The sequence below is a fragment of the Vagococcus sp. WN89Y genome, from assembly GCF_052220145.1.
Classification (GTDB): domain Bacteria; phylum Pseudomonadota; class Gammaproteobacteria; order Enterobacterales; family Enterobacteriaceae; genus Kosakonia.
On record NZ_JBQPOM010000004.1, the window covers coordinates 20,458 to 40,483 of the forward strand.

A 20,026-nucleotide genomic window follows, 5' to 3' on the forward strand; every position below is an offset into this window, starting at 1 on the left:
ACGCGAGCAGGATCAGTTGAGAACATCATCGTTCGTCATAAATCTTAAGGATAGCTATTCGGTATATGAAGTAACCAATGACAATGAGGACTCCAGATGCACCGCCCCAGATAAATCGGGATTCATCTTTTGAAAATGAAAAGAAGTAAATACAGAACAATAGACCCGCAGAAGCTATTCCCATCCCCAATCCGCGCAAAATTCTGGATGCTATTAATCTAATAGTGTCTTGTACGTTCATAATCCACCGAAAAAATATTTACACATTTCATTAAATTCATGCTTGTTAACATCTGCCATGCTGCAGGCATCAAGGAAAGGCTTCAATTTATCTTCAACAAGAAAATACAGAAGGTCTAAATCCCCCATACCTCTAAGGCGGTAATACAGCGATGGATTCTGGTTTTCAAGTTTGCGGGCTGTATAGATGGCCCTTGAGGTTTCAGCGCCAATCGTCAGAACGCTCCCGATTACTACACCCGCAGCGAATGAAGCCATTATTCGTGATGATATGGCCGCTCCCAGCTTTATTCCTGTTAACTCTGCAAAAATAAATTTTCCAGCCATGACGCCAGTAAAATTTTGTGCAATGCCCTGAATATTGTCCATGTTAACTTTTGACATGAACTCCCTGACAACAGCGTTAACTATCTTTTGAGCCTCCTGATTAACAGATATTCCTCGTTTAAGCATATTCGCCATTCTGACGCGATCGTTAGAGTTAGCATGGCGATGAGCTGTGTCCATGAAGTCATAACCCAGGTAATACATGCTGACGGGAAAGGACAGCATGCCATGAGCAATTGAGACCAAAAAACCAGAGTCATCTACTTCAAGACTCTTCAGCATTCTTTTGGCCAGGGTTTTCGCGCTATCCATGTCAAATATTCCTTATTGTTTTGTTTGTAAAACAAACAGAATAATAATGAGGATACAACGAAAAAGAAAATGTAAAAGCTCCACTCTAAAGTGGGCTTTGGCATTGTAATGTGGACACTTTTGTCACAGTGTGGCCGCTTATTTTAAAAATCCCTTTCTATCAGCAATTTAAAAACTTGACCTTCCCCTTGCTGGAAGGTTTAAGCTTTCACACAGTTGCCAGTGCAAGAACACCAAGGAGATTGGATATGTCACAAACCATAGAGCTAAACCTGGATGGCCTTTCCTGCGGCCACTGCGTGAAACGCGTCAAAGAGAGTCTGGAAAAACGCCCGGACGTTGAACAGGCAGAAGTGACGATTGAACATGCTACCGTTACCGGCAGCGCAAGCCCGGAGGCGTTAATCGCGACCGTTGAGGAAGCCGGATATGGCGCGAGCGTAAGCCACCCAAAGGCTAAACCGCTGGCAGAGTCATCACTCCCGTCGGAAGCACTGACAGCGGCCTCACCTGAGCTTCCGGCAGCCAGCGACCTTGATGACAGCCAGCAGCTGTTAATCAACGGCATGAGCTGCGCCAGTTGTGTCTCTCGGGTACAAAAAGCCTTGCAGGCGGTACCTGGCGTCACACAGGCACGGGTAAACCTGGCGGAGCGTACCGCGCTTGTTATGGGCAGTGCGCCCGCCGCCGATTTAGTTTCTGCCGTTGAGAAAGCAGGCTACGGCGCAGAAGCCATCGAAGACGATGCCAAACGCCGTGAACGCCAGCAGGAAACCGCGCAGGCCACCATGAAGCGCTTTCGCTGGCAAGCCATTGTCGCGCTTGCGGTCGGCATCCCTCTCATGGTGTGGGGAATGATCGGGGACAATATGATGGTCACCGACGCCAACCGCACGCTGTGGCTGGCGCTCGGCATTATCACCCTGGGCGTGATGATCGTCGCCGGGGGGCACTTTTATACCAGCGCGTGGAAAAGCCTGCGTAACGGGGCTGCGACCATGGATACGCTGGTGGCGCTGGGCACGGGCGCGGCATGGCTCTACTCGATGAGCGTGAACCTCTGGCCGCAATGGTTTCCGATGGAAGCCCGCCACCTCTATTACGAAGCCAGCGCGATGATTATCGGCCTGATAAACCTCGGCCATATGCTGGAAGCGCGCGCGCGTCAGCGTTCATCAAAAGCGCTGGAACGCCTGCTCGACCTTACCCCGCCGACGGCACGTGTGGTAACAGAAAGCGGTGAGAAAAGCGTGCCGCTGGACCAGGTTCAGCCCGGCATGACGCTACGCCTGACCACGGGCGATCGCGTACCGGTAGATGGCGAAATCAGCCAGGGTAAAGCCTGGTTTGATGAAGCAATGCTGACCGGTGAACCCGTGCCGCAAGAGAAAAGTACAGGCGATGCGATTCACGCCGGTACCGTGGTGCAGGATGGCAGCGTACTCTTTACCGCCAGCGCCGTTGGCAGCCATACCACGCTCTCGCGGATTATCCGTATGGTGCGCCAGGCGCAGAGCAGCAAACCCGAAATCGGTCAGCTTGCCGATCGTATCTCAGCGGTGTTTGTGCCGGTGGTGGTCGCCATCGCGCTGCTCAGCGGGGCTATCTGGTACGTTTTCGGCCCGGCGCCGCAAATCGTCTATGCGCTGGTTATCGCAACGACCGTTCTGATTATCGCCTGCCCGTGTGCGCTCGGCCTGGCGACACCGATGTCGATTATCTCAGGCGTCGGGCGCGCCGCTGAGTTTGGCGTACTGGTTCGCGATGCGGATGCACTGCAACGCGCCAGCACGCTGGATACTATCGTATTTGATAAAACCGGTACGCTGACGCGTGGCAAACCGGAAGTGGTCAGCGTGGCAACGCAGGATGGCGACGAGGCGGGCGCGTTACGCCTGGCCGCCGCGCTGGAACAAGGTTCCAGCCACCCGCTGGCGCACGCGATTGTCGAAAAAGCCGCAGCCGACGAGCTGCCTCAGGTCAATCAGTTCCGCACACTGCGCGGGCTGGGGGTGAGCGGTGAAGTGGAAGGCCATCAGGTACTGCTTGGTAACCAGGCGTTGCTGGCAGAACAGCAGATTGATACTCAGCATTTTGCGCAAGAGATAGCCGCGCAGGCGGGCCGCGGCGCAACGCCGGTGCTGCTGGCGGTGGATGGCAAAGCCAAAGCGCTGTTTGCCATTCGCGACCCGCTGCGTAGCGACAGCGTCGAGGCGTTACAACGCCTGCACCGTGCGGGTTACCAACTGGTGATGCTGACCGGTGATAACCCCACCACCGCGCATGCCATCGCCAAAGAGGCCGGTATTGATGACGTGATCGCCGGTGTGCTGCCGGACGGCAAAGCGGATGCAATAAAAAAATTGCAACAGCAGGGCCGCCAGGTCGCTATGGTCGGTGATGGTATTAATGACGCACCTGCGCTGGCACAAGCGGATGTGGGTATCGCGATGGGCGGCGGCAGCGATGTTGCGATTGAAACGGCGGCAGTCACGCTGATGCGCCACAGCCTGATGGGTGTTGCGGATGCGCTGGCGATTTCCCGCGCCACGCTGCGTAACATGAAGCAGAACTTGTTGGGGGCATTTATCTATAACTCGCTGGGGATCCCGGTAGCCGCCGGTATCCTCTGGCCGCTCACCGGTACATTGCTCAACCCGGTGGTCGCGGGCGCAGCGATGGCGCTCTCCTCGATTACCGTCGTCAGTAACGCTAATCGCCTGCTGCGTTTTAAACCGCACGACTAGCTAACCCTCACGGGTTTGCACCTTCCGGCCATGCGCGCTAGCATAATATTTTCTCTCAGGATGCGCGTATGGCCCTGTTTCAACGATTGAAAAACTTTTTTCACACGCTGACGGCGCGCCGTTACAGCTGGCCCGCGCTGGATATCACGCTGCCTGGCGACAGGTATCTGCACCTGGTGGGCAGCATTCATATGGGCACCCACGGCATGTCGCCGCTGCCGGATAAGCTGTTGCAAAAACTGCGTGAAGCTGATGCGCTGATTGTCGAGGCGGATATCGCCGGTTCAGACTCTCCCTTTGACGGCCTTGCGCCCGCCGAACCGCTCGACCAGCGCTTAAGCCCTGCCCTGCTGGCGGATCTGGAAAAAACGCTGCGCGCCCTTTCGCTCTCCCGCGATGAGTTTGAGCAGCATTATGCCTGGCATATCGCGCTGATTTTGCAGGCCACGCAAGCCCAGCGGCTGGGGCTTCGCCCGGAATACGGTATCGACTACCAGTTAATACGCGCAGCCGCAGAGGCCGGGGTGACTGTGATGGAACTGGAAGGCACCACCAGCCAGCTTGATATCCTGCGCCAGTTGCCGGATGAGGGCAACGAGTTGCTACAGGACACGCTGACCCACTGGCATGAAAATGCGCGCTTATTACAGGTGATGCTGAGCTGGTGGCTGAAAAAGCCGCCCGCCGAAGACGCACTCGTACTGCCGACCACCTTTAGCCAGCCCTTGCATGATGTGCTAATGCACCAGCGCAACCAGGCCTGGTGCGAGCAGCTCTATGCTCTGGCGCCGGGGCGCTATGTGGTCGCCGCAGGCGCGCTGCATCTCTATGGCGAGGGGAATTTGCCCGCGTTGCTGCGCCAGCGGATCGCGTTTCAGCAAACCGTGCAATAGCGCAAGATGCTACAATTTTTGCCACCGCGTAAAGCGGTATGCTAAGCGCATAAGAAACCCAGGAAGAAGAGTTATGACGCCCGCCGTAAAGTTGCTGGAAAAAAATAAAATCCCTTTCAAAATTCACACTTACGATCACGATCCTCTGGAAACCAATTTTGGTGATGAAGTGGTGCGCAAGCTTGGGCTAAACGCAGACCAGGTTTACAAAACATTGCTGGTGGCGATTAATGGTGACATGAAGCACCTTGCCGTGGCGGTAACGCCGGTGGCCGGGCAGCTTGATCTGAAAAAGGTCGCTAAAGCGCTGGGGGCAAAAAAGGTGGATATGGCCGACCCGCACGTTGCGCAGCGCACCACCGGCTATTTAGTCGGCGGCATCAGCCCATTAGGGCAGAAAAAACGCCTGCCCACGCTGATTGATGCTTCTGCACAAACATTTGCCACTGTTTATATTTCCGGTGGCAAGCGCGGGCTGGATATCGAACTGGCGGCGAGCGCTCTGGCAACCTTGCTTGATGCGCAGTTTGCCGATATCGCCCGCCGCGATTAAGCCGCTTACTGCCAGCTGACTTCGCCTTTCGGCTCAAACGCATTCACATCCAGCGGAGAGTGCTTCTGGATGTACTCTTTGAGCACTTCGGCATCCACAAAACCGGTGTTCACATAGCCGGTTTTGTCGTCGAGACGCGGGTAGCCATCGCCACCAGTTGCGTTGAAGCTGAGCGTCGCCAGGCGATAGGTTTTGGCCGGATCGACCGGTTCGCCTTTGATGGTCAGATTGCTCAGCGTACCGCCTTTCGCCACAAACCCCACGTTGGCGAACTGTGGGTAAGCCCCGGAGTCCGGCTTCATTTGCGCAACCGCTGTCAGATACGCCGTCAACGCCTCGCCGCTCATGTCGGCGTACACCACTGTGTTGCCAAAGGGCTGCACTTTCAGCACATCTTTATAGGTAATATCCCCCGCTTCGATAGAATCGCGCACGCCGCCGCCGCTCATCACCGCCAGGTCGGCACCTGTTCTGTCCATTTGCGCCGCCAGCAGCACGCGCGCCAGGTTCGTTTGCACAAAACGCACTTTGCTGCGATCGCCTTCCAGATGACCGTTGGTATTACCGATTTTCACCTCCAGCTGCGCTTTGCCCTTGTTCTGGAAAGGCGTCAGCAGAGAGAGCATCTGCGGGTTTTCGGCAATTTCTGGTGTGTAAAGCACGCGCTCGGTCTGACCGTTATCGTAGGTCACTTTTTTCTTCAGGTTGACCGGAATCAACTGGTAGCGCACCAGCTTCATCTCACCGTTACGGAACTGGAAATCCGCCCGGCCCACGTATTTGCCCCACTCGTGCGCCTGCACAATCCAGATACCGTTTTGCCTGTCCGGCGCGCACGGCGTACCTGGCACATACTCACCCTGCTTTTTGTTCTCGCCCGCCATGCAGACCGGATCTTGTGAGTGACCACCCACAATCATCGCAAGCGCACCTGCAGGCAGACTGCGCGCCATTTCAACGTCTCCGGGCGCGTTCGAGCCGTGCTCGCCATTGTCATAGTGCCCCATATGGGTGGTGGCGATAATGACATCCGGCTTCGCGTTTTGCTTTAACTCATCAATCACCAGCCTGGCTTCAGCCGCCGGATTGCGAAACTCGATATCGGTAAAATATTCAGGATTACCAATCTTCGCCGTATCGTCGGTCGTCAGGCCAATCACCGCAATCTTCAGCCCCTGACGGTTAAAAATCATCCACGGTTTAAACAGGCGTTCGCCGGTGCTTTTTTGGTAAATATTGGCAGAGAGGAAGGGAAATTTTGCCCATTTTTCCTGCTGGCGCAGCACGCTGAGCGGGTTATCAAACTCATGGTTACCCACCGCCATCGCATCATAGCCAATCAGGTTCATGGCGCGAAAATCCGGCTCGGCATCCTGCAAATCGGACTCCGGCACGCCGGTATTGATGTCCCCGCCGGAAAGCAGCAGTACGCTGCCGCCCTGAGCCGCCACCTCTTTACGGATACCGTCCACCAGCGTTTTTTGCGCCGATAGCCCGTACTCACCGTAATCACTACGCCAGAAGTGGCCGTGATGATCGTTGGTGTGCAATATGGTGAGGTTATAGGTTTTATCCTGTTCGTAAGCCCGAACCTGACTACTTAACCCTACACCCGCCAGTAGCGCCAGCGCCATGCCCCGTTTGAAATATTTCATGCGTACTCCCTGCCGATAAATAAAACCCTGAAAGTACCTTTTATAAAAATACCAGGCAAATAAGATTTCAGCTTTGCGACAACCTTCAAATCCTGCGTAGCGGTATATTAATCAGACAATGATGACAAATTTACTTGCCCTGTTTGCCACCGTTGCGGCGTTTACCTCATCCGTCTGTCACGAGCAAAAACACTTCAGGTTCTGTTTTTTTGGCGTAGCGGTAAAACGGGCTGTCGCAGAGTACGGGCTGGCTGGCCATCATGGATTATCAGATTGCTCTGCAAAATATGTGTTTTCACGCCCGCATTCGGGATTCCCACTCTAATTCAGCCCGATCCCCCGGAAAAAACGCGGTTTTGCTTGTCGGCAAAGTCGCTCTTTTCCCGTGCATTTCATAAGCTTCTTCGCCCCTGGCGCGCAATTTATGTTACGGAAAGGCACTCAGGCAATTTTTTTCGCTCAAATTGCTTTTTTGATCATAATTCAACAATTATTCATAAACATACTGGTTAAAATTGTCATAAACTGTAACTCATTGCTGGTCTATGACCAGGGGACCCACGCAACAACGAAAGGAGACGGAATGCATCACGCCACCCCGCTTATCACCACCATTGTCGGCGGCCTTGTCCTGGCCTTTATTCTCGGTATGTTTGCCAATAAGTTAAAAATTTCGCCGCTGGTGGGTTATTTGCTCGCGGGGGTGCTGGCCGGGCCGTTTACGCCAGGCTTTGTTGCGGATACCAAACTCGCACCGGAACTGGCGGAATTAGGCGTGATTCTGCTGATGTTTGGCGTCGGGTTGCATTTTTCGTTAAAAGATTTGATGGCGGTAAAGTCCATCGCCATTCCCGGTGCGATAGCGCAAATAGCCGTTGCGACGCTGCTGGGTATGGCGCTTTCAGCGACGCTTGGCTGGTCGCTTATGACCGGTATTGTCTTTGGGCTGTGTCTCTCCACCGCCAGCACCGTGGTGCTGCTGCGCGCGCTTGAAGAGAGACAGCTTATTGATAGCCAGCGCGGGCAAATCGCTATCGGCTGGCTGATTGTTGAAGATTTGGTGATGGTGCTGACGCTGGTACTGCTGCCCGCCATCGCCGGGATGGTAGAAAAAGGTAATGTCGGGCTGGCCTCGCTTGCGGTGGATATGGGCATCACTATCGGTAAAGTGGTGGCATTCATTGCAATTATGATGCTGGTAGGCCGCCGCCTGGTACCGTGGATTATGGCGCGTAGCGCCGCTACCGGCTCGCGCGAACTGTTTACTCTCTCCGTACTGGCGCTGGCGCTCGGTATCGCATTCGGCGCGGTCGAACTGTTTGACGTCTCCTTTGCGCTCGGGGCATTCTTCGCCGGAATGGTGCTTAACGAGTCCGAACTGAGTCACCGCGCCGCGCACGATACCCTGCCGCTGCGTGATGCCTTTGCGGTGCTGTTTTTTGTCTCCGTCGGCATGTTGTTCGATCCGATGATCCTGCTTGAGCAGCCGCTGGCTGTGCTTGGCACGCTGGCGATTATTATTTTCGGTAAATCGCTGGCCGCTTTCTTACTGGTGCGCCTGTTCGGCCACTCCCAACGCACGGCGCTGACTATCGCCGCAAGCCTTGCGCAGATTGGTGAGTTCGCCTTTATCCTGGCGGGTCTTGGCATGGCGCTGGATTTACTGCCGCAGGCCGGGCAAAACCTGGTGCTGGCTGGCGCTATTCTGTCGATTATGCTCAACCCGGTGCTGTTCGCGATTCTGGAAAAATACCTCGATAAGACCGAGACGCTGGAAGAGCAAACGCTGGAAGAGGCCATCGAAGACGAGAAACAGATCCCGGTGGATATTTGCAACCACGCGCTGCTGGTCGGTTTTGGTCGCGTCGGCAGCCTGCTGGGTGAAAAACTCTTAGCCCAGGGTATTCCGCTGGTGGTGATTGAAACGTCGCGCACGCGTGTGGATGAGCTGCGCGAGCGCGGTATCCGCGCGGTGCTGGGCAACGCTGCCAATGAAGAGATTATGAGCCTTGCGCATCTGGAGTGCGCGCGCTGGCTGCTGCTGACCATTCCTAACGGCTACGAAGCCGGTGAAATTGTCGCCACCGCGCGCGAAAAATGCCCGGATATCGAGATAATCGCCCGCGCACATTACGACGACGAGGTGGATTACATCACTGAGCGTGGCGCGAACGAAGTGGTGATGGGCGAGCGTGAGATTGCCAACACCATGATGACGCTGCTGGAAAAACCGCCGATTGAAGAGGCGGTAACCGGTTAACGAGAAGCCCGGCGAAGGTGAATTGCACCCCAAAAGTTGGACACCCAACTAACTGAGGTGCAGTTTTTTATGAGTAGTCGTAAATTTTCACTTGAGCTACGGCTTGCTGCCGTACAACATTATCTTTCCGGTAAATCTAAAAAAGCTCCGGGCCTTAGCTCAGGAAAAAATAACCGACAAAAAGCGCAGGTAATTTCTGAACTGAGGCAAAAACACGATCTGAACGATCTGCTGAGAGCCGCTGGAATGGCCCGTAGCACGCTTTATTATCACTTAAAGACAATGAAGCACGCGGAAAAATATCAGCATGTCAGGGAGAAAATCACCGCAATATATCAATACCATNATTCCTGGAAAGGCCAGGTTGGTGTGGTTGCCCCCAACATTCTCAGACGTGACTTCAGGGCAAAAAAGCCTAATGAAAAATGGGTAACGGATGTCACTGAATTCGCCGTAAATGGTGAGAAACTTTATCTTTCACCGCTGCTGGACGTGTTTAACGGCGAGGTCATATCGTACAGTCTGTCAGAAAGACCTGTGATGGGGCTGATACACACAATGCTGGAGAAGGCGTTCCTGAGGCTGAATCCTGGCGACACACCTTTGCTTCATTCAGATCAGGGCTGGCAGTATCAGATGGCAGCTTATCAGGGAAAATTAAAAGCTAAGGGCGTGCTCCAGAGTATGTCGAGGAAAGGTAATTGCCTGGATAATGCGATGGCTGAAAGTTTTTTTAGCACGCTCAAGTCAGAGTGTTTTTATCTGACGAAGTACGGAAGTATCAATGAGTTAAAGAATGATACTGATGAATATATCCACTATTACAACCATGAGCGTATTAGCCTGAGACTGAAAGGCCTGAGTCCGGTAGAGTACCGAACCCAGGCTCTGAAAGCCGCCTAATATAAACTGTCCAACTTTATGGGGTCAGTCCAAAGGCCGGGCTTTATCATTAACGCTCCCAGTAAGCCTCTTCGAGGCTATCTTCCCGCTCCGGCAAGCCGCGGGTTAACCGCGGGGAGTGCTGGTTCAGCACCTGGTAACTCACGCGGTTAGCGTACTTACACACCTGCGCCAGCGACGAGTAGGTCAGCCAGTTGAATTTGTGCTTGCTGGAGTTAGGAACATTGCTGCGGTGATAATTGTTCGCGGTAATGTCATGCAACAGCGCAGCCAGCGCGCCATCGCCCGCCCCGTTGGTGTTCATGATTTTCTCCGGCCCGCCCATATACGGCGCAATATGTGAGTAGATGCGCAGCGGCTGCTGGCAATCTTTATAGCGCAACGCGCGGCTGAACTCGTACTGATTGAACTCGGCAATGGCGCCAGGCAGCAGCGGGTGCTGGGTTTTACGCTTCGCTTCCTCTTCGGTAAAACCGGCCATATATAAACCAACCGGGCCTGCGGTGCACAGCACCAGATCCACCCAGTCCAGCGCCTTATCCGCGGCCAGCAGCGGGTCGCTCTCCCCGGTCAGCGCATGGGCTTCCTCTTCGTTCATCGCCAGAATCGACACATGCTCGCGCAGAAAATCGCGCCACCATTGCGGGTTATCGGCAATCACATATTTGGTACCCAGCGTCAGCACCACCGGCACGTTGTGCTTTTTGGCATAGGCCACGGCCTGCATGGTGGCTTCCGGCATCGGTTCGCCGGGGTTGCAGCGCACCAGATAAGAGGTCAGCACCAGCGCGGAAGCGCCCGCAATCACCTGCTCCGGGATACTCTCCGGGCGCAGCCGGTTCATATGGCCAGGGCTGATGGCAAAGGTGCGCTCGCCGCAGTCGTTTACCAGCGTAAAACAGCGGCCAATCGGGCCATCCACGCCTTGCAGGTAGTTTAAGTCGGTACGGCTGGAGGTATTGCAAAGATAGCGGTAAGCGTAGCTGCCAATTTCGATATTGTTACACATCACGCCAAGCAGCACCGAGCGGTCATCCGCCAGCACCGAGTAGTTATGCAGGGTGTTGCCAATGGTGCCACCGGCAAACTGATGGGTAATAAGGTTTTCCCGAACCAGCTCCTGGTAAAGTGCTTCAGCCACCTCGTCGGTGATAACCAGAGAATGCCCGGCGCTCAGACCGTAACGCGCGATAAACGCATCGTCCACTTTTGCTTCAATATCCACCAGCGTTTGATCGATACCGACCACCCAGCACGAGCTTGTTTCACTTTCAGGCTGGATTTGTTGCAAAAGCGGATCGCGGGCATCAACAGGGAAGTAATGTTTAGATTTACGTTTACCAGGAAATTTCATGATCGTGTTTGGCATCAACTGTCGGGCTGCGCATGTTAACACAGGCCCGACGTAAGATCAGAGATACTTCGCGGTGAGATTGACCATCATTTCGATATGCTCAGGGGAGTCATTCAGAGCAGGAATGTATTCATACTTTTCCCCGCCAGCTTCGAGGAAAAACTCGCGGTTCTGCACCGCTATCTCTTCGAGCGTTTCCAGGCAGTCGGCAGCAAACCCTGGCGACATCACCTGAATATGTTTTACGCCCTTTTCGCCCAGCATTTTCAGCGTTTCGTCGGTATAAGGCGTCAGCCAGGGTTCGCGACCAAAACGTGACTGGAAGGTCATCATCACCTTTTCCGGCGGTATATCGAGGGCAGAAACCAGCGCGCGCGTGGTGTCACGGCAGCGTTGTGGATAGTTATCACCCTCGCGTGCATAACGCTCAGGAATACCATGATAGGAAAGCAGCAGCAGATCCGGCTCGCCATGTTGGGCAAATGAGGCGCGCGCGCTATTTGCCAGCGCGGTGATATAGCTTTCATCGTCAGCATAATCCCGGATAAAAGAAAGGCCAGGAATAAAGCGTTTCTTCGCCAGGATGCGCGCCAGCTCATCCCACACGGCGGCTACCGTTGAGCAGGAGTACTGCGGATAGAGCGACAGCACAACAATGTGCTCCACACCCTGCGCTATCAGTTCTTCGACTGCGCTTTCCAGCGACGGCGAACCGTAGCTCATGCCCAGCGCCACCGGCACATGCGGCAGACGGGCGGCCAGCGCCTTCTCTTGCCTGCGGCTGTAAACCATCAGCGGCGAGCCTTCTTCCATCCAGATGGAGTGATAGAGTTTTGCCACGCGCGGGGAGCGAATCGGTAAAATAACGCCGCGCAACAGAGGCCACCACAGCAGACGCGGCGTATCGACCACGCGTTTGTCGCTTAAAAATTGCCGCAAGTAGCGTTTGACCGCTGCGGGGGTGGGAGCTTCGGGGGTGCCGAGATTGGCCAATAAAATGCCCGTTTTCGCCTGACTCATTCGCGCCTCTAACCATTTAACTGGCTGATAATTGTAGCCGAACTGCGCGTAAACGGAACCAATTGCAGTGATTGATAAATTTTTCCCCGGCAAGATGCCGGGGAGAGAGGAATTATCCGAGGATTTTTTCCAGTTCTGCGCGCACTTCGCTCACGGCTTTGGTGCCATCAACTTTGGCGTATTTGGTGTTACCCGCCTGCGCTTCCTGCTGATAGTAACCGATAAGCGGCGCGGTCATCTGATGGTATTCCACCAGACGTTTACGCACGGTTTCTTCCTGGTCGTCTTTACGCGTGGTCAGCTCTTCGCCGGTGACATCGTCTTTGCCTTCGACTTTCGGCGGGTTGAATTTCACGTGGTAAACGCGCCCGGAAGCAGGGTGTACGCGGCGACCAACGATACGGTCAACAATCAGCTCGTCCGGTACGTCGAACTCCAGAACGTAATCCACCGCGATACCGGCTTCTTTCATGGCATCAGCCTGAGGGATAGTACGCGGGAAGCCGTCCAGCAGGAAGCCGTTGCGGCAGTCCGGCTGCGCGATACGCTCTTTCACCAGCGCGATGACCAGCTCATCGGTCACCAGTTTGCCCGCGTCCATAATATCTTTTGCCTGTTTGCCCAGCTCGCTGCCAGATTTGACAGCCGCGCGCAGCATGTCACCGGTGGAGATTTGCGGAATACCGTACTTCTCCATGATGAACTGAGCCTGAGTGCCTTTACCCGCGCCCGGAGCGCCAAGCAGAATAATACGCATTGCAAAAATCCCCTCAAATGTCGGTTCAATCTTTCAAAAAGCGCTAAACGATACCACCAGAACGCGTAGGGCTCAAGGAAGGCGCAGGCGCTGAAACGGTTAATGAGAGCGAGGAGTAGGACTTGCGGGGTTTTAAGCAGGTGAAACGGCGGCAAAACCGCCGTGTGAACGAATGCCCCTCTCCCCGAAAAAGAGAGAGGAGCAACAGACTTAGGCCAGTAACAGGCTGTTCAGACGTTTAATAAACTGGTTCGGGTCCTCAAGGGTACCGCGCTCGGCAAACAGCGCCTGCTCCAGCAGCAGCTCGACCCACTCAGTAAACTGCGCGTCGTCCTGAGTATCCGCCGCGCGTTTTACCAGCGCGTGGTCCGGGTTCAGCTCAAAGATGTATTTCACTTCTGGCACGCTCTGGCCCGCGGCGGCAAACAGTTTTGCCATCTGCGTGCTCATCTCGTCGGCACCCGTAACCACGATGGCAGGTGTGTCGGTCAGACGATGCGTCAGACGCACATCTTTGACCCGCTCGCCCAGCAGTGCTTTCACGCGATCGATAAATGGCTCCAGCTCTTTTTCCGCTTCTTTCGCGCTTTCGTCCACTTCGTCGGCCAGTTTTTCCAGCGAAGCGTCTGCTTTCGCCACGGACTGGAACGGCTTACCGTCGAACTCGGTAAGGTAGCTCATCATCCATTCGTCGATGCGATCGGAGAGCAGCAGCACTTCGATGCCTTTCTTACGCAGCAGCTCCAGATGCGGGCTGCTCTTCGCGGCGGCATAGCTGTCGGCAGTAATAAAGTAGATTTTCTCCTGCCCTTCTTTCATGCGCGAAACGTACTCTTCGAGCGAAACGGTCTGGGCTGAAGAGTCAGTGTGCGTGGAGGCGAAGCGCAGCAGTTTGGCGATTGCTTCCTGGTTGCTGTGGTCTTCCGCCGGGCCTTCTTTCAGCACCATGCCGAACTGTTGCCAGAAGGTCTGGTATTTTTCCGCGTCGTCTTTGGCAAGCTTGTCCAGCATTTGCAGCACGCGTTTCGTCAGCGCATTGCGCAGGCTGCGGGTGACGCTGCTGTCTTGCAGGATCTCGCGGGAAACGTTCAGCGGCAGATCGTTGGAATCCACCAGGCCGCGCACAAAGCGCAGATAGTTCGGCATAAACTGTTCCGCGTCGTCCATGATAAACACGCGCTGAACATAGAGTTTCAGGCCATGTTTATGATCGCGGTTCCACATATCCCACGGTGCCTGCGACGGGATATACAGCAGGCTGGTGTACTCCTGCTTCCCTTCGACGCGGTTATGGCTCCAGGTCAGCGGATCGGTAAAATCATGGGCGATGTGTTTATAAAACGCTTTGTACTCATCGTCGGAGATCTCGGACTTGTTGCAGGTCCACAGCGCTTTCGCTTTGTTGATCTTTTCCCAGGAAACCACGGTTTCGCCGTCTTTCTCTTCGCGTTTTTCGATCTCAACCGGCAGCGCAATATGATCGGAGTATTTGCTGATGATTGAGCGCAGACGCCAGTCGTCGAGAAACTCATCTTCCCCTTCACGTAGATGCAGGGTGATTTCGGTACCGCGATCGGCTTTGGTGATATCAGCAATGGTGTATTCGCCTTCGCCCGCAGACTCCCAGAAAACGCCGCTTTCCGGGCTTTCACCCGCCGCACGGGTGCGCACGGTGACTTTGTCTGCAACGATAAAGGCAGAGTAGAAGCCCACGCCAAACTGACCAATCAGCTGGCTGTCTTTCGCCTGATCGGAACCCAGGGATTCAAGAAACGCTTTGGTGCCAGATTTCGCAATCGTACCGAGGTTTTCGATAACTTCATCGCGGCTCATACCGATACCGTTGTCCGCAATGGTCAGCGTACGGTTGTCTTTGTCGAAGGAGACGCGCACGCGCAGCTCGCCATCGCCTTCATAAAGTTCAGGTTTGGACAGCGCGCGGAAACGCAGTTTGTCCGCCGCATCCGAGGCGTTGGAGATAAGCTCGCGCAGGAAGATTTCTTTGTTGGAATACAGAGAGTGGATCATCAGATGCAGAAGCTGTTTGACTTCTGACTGAAAACCGCGTGTTTCTTGTCCTTTCATTGGAAATACCTCAACAATGCCATTTAAAGGTAAAAATGTGTTGAGTGAGAAGTGGGGTTACTGGCATGGATTTTCAAGCGGAGGCAAAAATTTCTGCCTCCGTTTGATTAAAAACGAATCTTGTGGCGGCCCGCCAGCGAGTGCGAAAGCGTCGTACCGTCAACCATTTCCAGCTCGCCGCCCACCGGTACGCCGTGGGCAATACGGCTGGCTTCCACACCATATTGCGCACAGAGTTCGGCAATATAGTTTGCGGTTGCCTCGCCTTCCACCGTCGGGTTGGTGGCAAGGATCACTTCCTGAATTTTTTCTGAATTCAGACGCTGTTCAAGTCTGTCCAGGCCAATATCATCCGGCCCGATACCGTCCAGCGGCGACAGATGGCCCATCAGCACAAAGTAGCGACCGGAGAATTGCCCGGTCTGCTCGATGGCGTAGATATCCGCCGGGCTTTCCACCACGCAGATTTGACCGTTTTCCTGGCGGCGCGGATTGCTGCAAATATTGCAGACTTCCTGCTCGGTAAACGTGCGGCAATCGCAGCAGTGGCCGATTTCCGACATCGCACGCGTGAGCGCCTGCGCCAGGCGCATCCCGCCGCTGCGATCCCGCTGCAAAAGCGTAAACGCCATGCGCTGCGCCGACTTCGGGCCAACGCCCGGCAGGCAGCGCAACGCTTCCATAAGCTGCGTTAACAGCGGACTGGTCTGCATCAGAACGGCATCTTAAAGCCTGGCGGCAGCGACATACCGGAGGAAACCGATGCCATTTTCTCTTTCTGCGTCTCTTCAATACGGCGAGCGGCATCGTTAAACGCAGCGGCGACCAGATCTTCGAGCATCTCTTTGTCATCTTCCAGCAGGCTTGGGTCGATCTCTACGCGACGGCAGTTGTGCGCGCCGTTGATAGTCACCTTCACCAGACCCGCGCCGGACTCGCCGGTCACTTCCAGCTGTGCTATCTCTTCCTGCATTTTCTGCATTTTTTCTTGCATTTGCTGGGCTTGCTTCATCAGGTTACCCAGACCGCCTTTACCAAACATAGGCTTCTCTCTCACATTCAAAGGTTAACGACGGGGAGCCGGTGCTCCCCGTCAAACGGGACGAATACTCTCTTCATCCAGATCCGCATCGAAAAACCGTTGCAGCGTCTGGATGTTGTTATCCGCAATAATCGACTCGCGCGCCTGCGCAAGTTTCTCCTCATAAATCGCCTGACGCCACTCCAGCGGCGTACGCACTGCCGGATTATCATCTTCAATGATAGTCAGTTCAACCGCCGAACCATATAACTCGCCGAGCGCCTCGCCCAGCGTTTTTTGCGCGCCGGATGAATTCAGATGCCGCTGGGAGCTGCGCAGATGCAACGTCAACCGTGCGCCCTCCTGCTCTTTCCAGGCATTTAGCGCCACCTGTTCTACCAGTTTAGGCAGTTTCAGCTGGCTGACCTCTTTTGCCCAGGCATCGCGTTCGATGGCCTCTTCGGCCAGTTTTTTCGCCAGCTCCGGCGTCTTTTCATGCTCCAGCGCTTTTTTCAGCGCCTTCGGCGTGGCGACAACTTCTTTTACCACTTCCGGTGCCGTGGTGGCTTTCCAGCGGTAAGCTTCTTTCTTCGCCGGCGCTTTTTCAGCCACAGCGGCCGCCGGGCGCGACTGCACGCGCTCGGTTACCGATGCCAGCCGTTCCAGCGCAGCGTTATTCACCGGCCGCGCGCGGGTTGCGGCTGCCGGTTCACTCTTTTTTGCTTTGTCTGCTCCCTGCGCACGTTGCAGCTGGCGGCGCGCCGCCAACACCTGGCTTGTTNATCACGGCGGTTGGTGCGACCGGCGCGAAGGATTGCTGCACCCCTTCCGGGGCCGGGAGCGGCGTGTGCGGATGGAACGCCAGCGCACGCAGCAGGGTCATTTCTACGCCCATGCGCCTGTCTGGTGCGAAGGGCAGCTCCTTGCGACCAATCAGCAGCGTCTGATAATAAAGCTGCACATCGCCAGGCGGCACGGTACGCGCCAGCTCGCGCAGGCGGTGCTCAATGGTTGCCATATCGCTGCCCAGCGCGGAGGGAGAGAGTTGCACCATGGCGATACGGTGCATCAGCGTCAACATCTCCACCAGCAGTGCTTCCCACTCAACGCCACGGGAGGCCGCCTCGTTCACCAGGTTCATTACCTGCTCGCCATTGGCGGCAACCATCGCTTCAATTAATGAAAGCGCCTGATCGTCATTCAAGGTGCCGAGCATCGCGCTGACCACGGCCGCCGTTAGCTGGCCGTCGCCGCTGGCAATGGCCTGATCGGTAAGGCTCAGCGCATCGCGCAGGCTACCGTCAGCCGCGCGCGCCAGCAGTTGCAGCGCGCGTGGTTCATGGGTGATTTTTTCATCATCCAGAATATGTTCAAGCTGGTTGCGGATCTGATCCACATCCAGCGCTTTGAGATGAAATTGCAGGCAGCGCGAGAGGATAGTCACCGGCAGCTTTTGCGGGTCGGTGGTTGCCAGCAGGAATTTTACGTGCGCGGGCGGCTCTTCAAGGGTTTTTAGCAGCGCATTAAAGCTGTGACGCGAGAGCATATGCACTTCGTCAATCAGATAGACTTTAAAGCGGCCACGCGCCGGTGCGTATTGCACGTTGTCCAGCAGATCGCGGGTATCTTCGACTTTTGTGCGCGAAGCGGCGTCGATTTCAATTAAATCAACAAAGCGGCCCTGTTCAATTTCGCGGCAGTTATCACACACGCCGCATGGGGTCGCGGTGATGCCGGTTTCACAGTTCAGCCCCTTCGCCAGCAAACGGGCAATAGAGGTTTTCCCGACGCCGCGGGTACCGGAAAACAGGTACGCATGATGAATACGTCCTGAAGTTAAGCCGTTCGCCAGTGCGGTCAGCACATGCTCCTGGCCGACGACGTCAGCAAAAGTTTGCGGTCGCCATTTTCGGGCTAAGACCTGATAACTCATTGGCAGGCTCTGAAACGCTGGAAGGTGGATTTACGAAGGGATAATGCTAACACAGCGCATGCTGTTAATACACTTCATCCCTCAGGCGCGAGGGATGAAGCGATTTACCGGGCGTTTACATCAGTGTCCCGGAAACGCCACCAGGCTATAGCAGGTGATGCCCTGTTTTTCCAGGCGCTGTTCGCCGCCCAGATCGAACAAGTTAATGATAAAGGCCGCATCGGTCACTTCGCCACCCAGACGGCGGATCAGTTTAACGGTCGCTTCAATCGTGCCACCGGTTGCCAGCAGATCGTCAACCACCAGCACTTTATCGCCCGCCTGAATAGCATCCATATGGATCTCTAACTGATCGGTGCCGTACTCCAGCTCGTAGCTTTCAGCGATGGTTTCGCGCGGCAGTTTACGCGGCTTGCGCACCGGCACAAAACCTACGCCCAGGCCGAGCGCGACCGGCGCGCCAAACAGAAAGCCGCGCGCTTCGGTACCGACGACTTTGGTGATCCCGGCGTTTTTATAACGATCAACCAGCAATTCAATGCTGAGCGCATAGGCCTTCGGGTCTTCCAGCAAACTGGTGACATCACGGAACAGGATGCCCGGCTTAGGGTAATCCTCAATACTTTTGATACTGTTTTTGAGATATTCAAGCTGCTGCGCAGTCGCTGTCATGGATATTTGCCTGATAGAAACGGTATTACTCACGGTGCCTGTTTCAGGAAGCCTGTAACTTCTGATTAACATTTAACCAGACGCACCTGTGCTCGAAAACGCTCGAATTTACTGGCTGCACGCAACAATTGCAACTGCCTTCGCCGCGCTTTACGGTTTTTGTTGCTTTTCATCAAATACAGGTATGCGCCACATAAAGATAAGCAGACATACCAGAATCACCAGCAACAGGAGACGCACCCACGGCATCTGTACCAGATATAATGAGACACCAAAGGTAATCAGGATCACCGCAATAGCGCGAGGCTTGGCGCCAGGCGGCATGGCGCGGTACTGTTGCCAGTGGCGTAAATAGCCGCCAAACCATGAGCGATAGAGCAACCAGTCATGGAAACGAGGAGACGAACGGGCGAAACACCACGCCGCCAGCAGGATAAAAGGCGTTGTCGGTAACAGGGGTAAAAACACGCCAAGCGTGCCAAGGACTACCGCCAGCCAGCCAATGGTGATTAGAATAACCCGTTGCATAATGCGTATCGTTATCAGGATGAAGGGCTAATGTACCACAGCTCTTTCGTGGGAGAAGAGAAATGAAAAGCGCCGCGCTTTTACACACACTGGAACAGCAGCTCGCCACGCTTTGCCAGCAGGCCGCGCCGCTGGCGCAGCACACGACGGTAAGCGCACGCTTTGACCGGCACCTCTTTCGCACACGCAGCACGAAAATGCAGGCTTATCTCGACGAAGCGGCTGATAATCTCGCCGCGCTGCGCCACGCGGTCGCCACCGGGCGTCTGCAACAGGTTGCCTGGCTTGCTGAGCATTTAACGGCGCAAATGGCAGCGCTTACGCGTGAGAGCGCGGTCTGGCCGCTGCGCCAGTGGGATAACGCCTCACCTGCCGTGGCGCGCTGGCAGCGCAGGCGTTTACAGCATCAGGAGTTTGAGCGTCGATTGCTGGCGATGAAGCAGGAGCGCGAGCAGCGCCTGAGCCAGGTCACCACGCTTGCTGAGCAGCAGCGCTTGCATAAAGAGGTGGAGGCGTATGCCGGGCGGCTCGCGCGCTGTCGCCGGGCGCTGGAGAATATCGAAAACGTGCTGGCGCGTTTAACCCGTTAACCGAGGAGGAAGAATGTCACTGGAAAATGCCCCGGATGAGGTCAAGCTGGCGGTGGATTTGATAATGCTGCTGGAACAGCATGAGATTGCGCCAGAAGTCGTGCTAAAGGCGCTGGAAATCGTCAGGCGGGATTTCGAAAAAAAGCGGGAAAATCCCCCTCTTTCATCATAAAAGA

General features: G+C 55.1%; 18 protein-coding genes, 1 pseudogene and 1 other annotated feature. Of the genes and pseudogenes, 7 read left to right on the plus strand and 12 right to left on the minus strand.

Features of this window, described 5'->3' with window-relative positions; all coding sequences use genetic code 11:
- Nucleotides 1-237: 237 nt before the first annotated feature.
- Nucleotides 238-879, minus strand: a complete 642-nt coding sequence (locus tag ACTU3N_RS01020; protein WP_443084296.1) for a hypothetical protein — start codon at nucleotides 877-879, stop codon at nucleotides 238-240.
- A gap of 248 nt (nucleotides 880-1,127) precedes the next feature.
- Here ACTU3N_RS01020 and copA point away from each other — a divergent pair, with 248 nt between their 5' ends.
- From copA to ybaK, 3 genes are all read left to right on the plus strand, one after another.
- Complete coding sequence (gene copA / locus ACTU3N_RS01025) at nucleotides 1,128-3,626, plus strand: copper-exporting P-type ATPase CopA (protein ID WP_443084297.1); 2,499 nt, start codon at nucleotides 1,128-1,130, stop codon at nucleotides 3,624-3,626.
- A 68-nt stretch (nucleotides 3,627-3,694) separates the two neighbouring features.
- Nucleotides 3,695-4,519 carry a TraB/GumN family protein gene (locus ACTU3N_RS01030; RefSeq protein ID WP_443084298.1) on the plus strand — a complete coding sequence of 275 codons (825 nt, stop codon included), beginning with the start codon at nucleotides 3,695-3,697 and terminating at the stop codon, nucleotides 4,517-4,519.
- Nucleotides 4,520-4,592: 73 nt separating this feature from the next.
- Nucleotides 4,593-5,072, plus strand: a complete 480-nt coding sequence (gene ybaK / locus ACTU3N_RS01035) for a Cys-tRNA(Pro)/Cys-tRNA(Cys) deacylase YbaK (RefSeq protein ID WP_443084299.1) — start codon at nucleotides 4,593-4,595, stop codon at nucleotides 5,070-5,072.
- Between the two features lie 5 nt (nucleotides 5,073-5,077).
- On the opposite strand, the gene ushA is transcribed toward ybaK, so the two are convergent.
- Entirely contained in the window at nucleotides 5,078-6,727 is a 1,650-nt protein-coding gene (ushA, locus tag ACTU3N_RS01040; RefSeq protein ID WP_443084300.1) for a bifunctional UDP-sugar hydrolase/5'-nucleotidase UshA, read from the minus strand.
- A gap of 583 nt (nucleotides 6,728-7,310) precedes the next feature.
- On the opposite strand from ushA, the gene ybaL reads away from it, so the two are divergent.
- Entirely contained in the window at nucleotides 7,311-8,987 is a 1,677-nt protein-coding gene (gene ybaL / locus ACTU3N_RS01045) for a YbaL family putative K(+) efflux transporter (protein ID WP_443084301.1), read from the plus strand.
- Between the two features lie 90 nt (nucleotides 8,988-9,077).
- Nucleotides 9,078-9,890, plus strand: a pseudogene (locus ACTU3N_RS01050) (IS3 family transposase); the annotation flags it as partial.
- 49 nt (nucleotides 9,891-9,939) lie between these two features.
- Here ACTU3N_RS01050 and ACTU3N_RS01055 read toward each other — a convergent pair.
- The 10 genes from ACTU3N_RS01055 to ACTU3N_RS01100 form a co-directional block, all read right to left on the minus strand.
- The gene (locus tag ACTU3N_RS01055; RefSeq protein ID WP_443084378.1) at nucleotides 9,940-11,244 is read right to left on the minus strand and encodes an inosine/guanosine kinase; all 1,305 of its coding nucleotides are present in this window, start codon (nucleotides 11,242-11,244) and stop codon (nucleotides 9,940-9,942) included.
- Between the two features lie 57 nt (nucleotides 11,245-11,301).
- On the minus strand, nucleotides 11,302-12,264 hold the full coding sequence (hemH, locus tag ACTU3N_RS01060; RefSeq protein WP_443084302.1) for a ferrochelatase: 963 nt from the start codon (nucleotides 12,262-12,264) through the stop codon (nucleotides 11,302-11,304).
- Between the two features lie 112 nt (nucleotides 12,265-12,376).
- Nucleotides 12,377-13,021, minus strand: coding sequence for an adenylate kinase (gene adk, locus ACTU3N_RS01065; protein WP_443084303.1), 645 nt, complete (start codon nucleotides 13,019-13,021; stop codon nucleotides 12,377-12,379).
- 210 nt (nucleotides 13,022-13,231) lie between these two features.
- Nucleotides 13,232-15,106 (minus strand): molecular chaperone HtpG, encoded by a 1,875-nt coding sequence (gene htpG / locus ACTU3N_RS01070; protein WP_443084304.1) that lies wholly within the window; start codon nucleotides 15,104-15,106, stop codon nucleotides 13,232-13,234.
- A 107-nt stretch (nucleotides 15,107-15,213) separates the two neighbouring features.
- Entirely contained in the window at nucleotides 15,214-15,819 is a 606-nt protein-coding gene (gene recR / locus ACTU3N_RS01075; RefSeq protein WP_443084305.1) for a recombination mediator RecR, read from the minus strand.
- Nucleotides 15,819-16,148 carry a YbaB/EbfC family nucleoid-associated protein gene (locus tag ACTU3N_RS01080; RefSeq protein ID WP_443084306.1) on the minus strand — a complete coding sequence of 110 codons (330 nt, stop codon included), beginning with the start codon at nucleotides 16,146-16,148 and terminating at the stop codon, nucleotides 15,819-15,821. Before ACTU3N_RS01080 ends, recR begins: the two co-directional genes overlap by 1 nt.
- Nucleotides 16,149-16,199: 51 nt before the next feature.
- The gene (locus ACTU3N_RS01085; protein WP_443084307.1) at nucleotides 16,200-16,895 is read right to left on the minus strand and encodes a DNA polymerase III subunit gamma/tau C-terminal domain-containing protein; all 696 of its coding nucleotides are present in this window, start codon (nucleotides 16,893-16,895) and stop codon (nucleotides 16,200-16,202) included.
- Nucleotides 16,803-16,867: a sequence feature (DnaX frameshifting element), on the minus strand. It overlaps the preceding gene by 65 nt.
- Nucleotides 16,837-18,060, minus strand: coding sequence for a DNA polymerase III subunit gamma/tau (gene dnaX / locus ACTU3N_RS01090; protein ID WP_443084308.1), 1,224 nt, complete (start codon nucleotides 18,058-18,060; stop codon nucleotides 16,837-16,839). The genes ACTU3N_RS01085 and dnaX overlap by 59 nt, the downstream gene beginning before the upstream one ends.
- 120 nt (nucleotides 18,061-18,180) lie before the next feature.
- Entirely contained in the window at nucleotides 18,181-18,732 is a 552-nt protein-coding gene (apt, locus tag ACTU3N_RS01095) for an adenine phosphoribosyltransferase (RefSeq protein ID WP_443084309.1), read from the minus strand.
- 150 nt (nucleotides 18,733-18,882) lie between these two features.
- Nucleotides 18,883-19,260, minus strand: a complete 378-nt coding sequence (locus ACTU3N_RS01100) for a DUF454 family protein (RefSeq protein ID WP_443084310.1) — start codon at nucleotides 19,258-19,260, stop codon at nucleotides 18,883-18,885.
- Between the two features lie 62 nt (nucleotides 19,261-19,322).
- Between ACTU3N_RS01100 and priC the strand changes: the two genes are divergently transcribed.
- Together priC and rsmS are read left to right on the plus strand one after the other, a co-directional pair.
- Nucleotides 19,323-19,850 (plus strand): primosomal replication protein N'', encoded by a 528-nt coding sequence (gene priC, locus ACTU3N_RS01105; RefSeq protein ID WP_443084311.1) that lies wholly within the window; start codon nucleotides 19,323-19,325, stop codon nucleotides 19,848-19,850.
- A 13-nt stretch (nucleotides 19,851-19,863) separates the two neighbouring features.
- Nucleotides 19,864-20,022 (plus strand): pleiotropic regulatory protein RsmS, encoded by a 159-nt coding sequence (gene rsmS, locus ACTU3N_RS01110; protein WP_443084312.1) that lies wholly within the window; start codon nucleotides 19,864-19,866, stop codon nucleotides 20,020-20,022.
- Nucleotides 20,023-20,026: the final 4 nt, after the last annotated feature.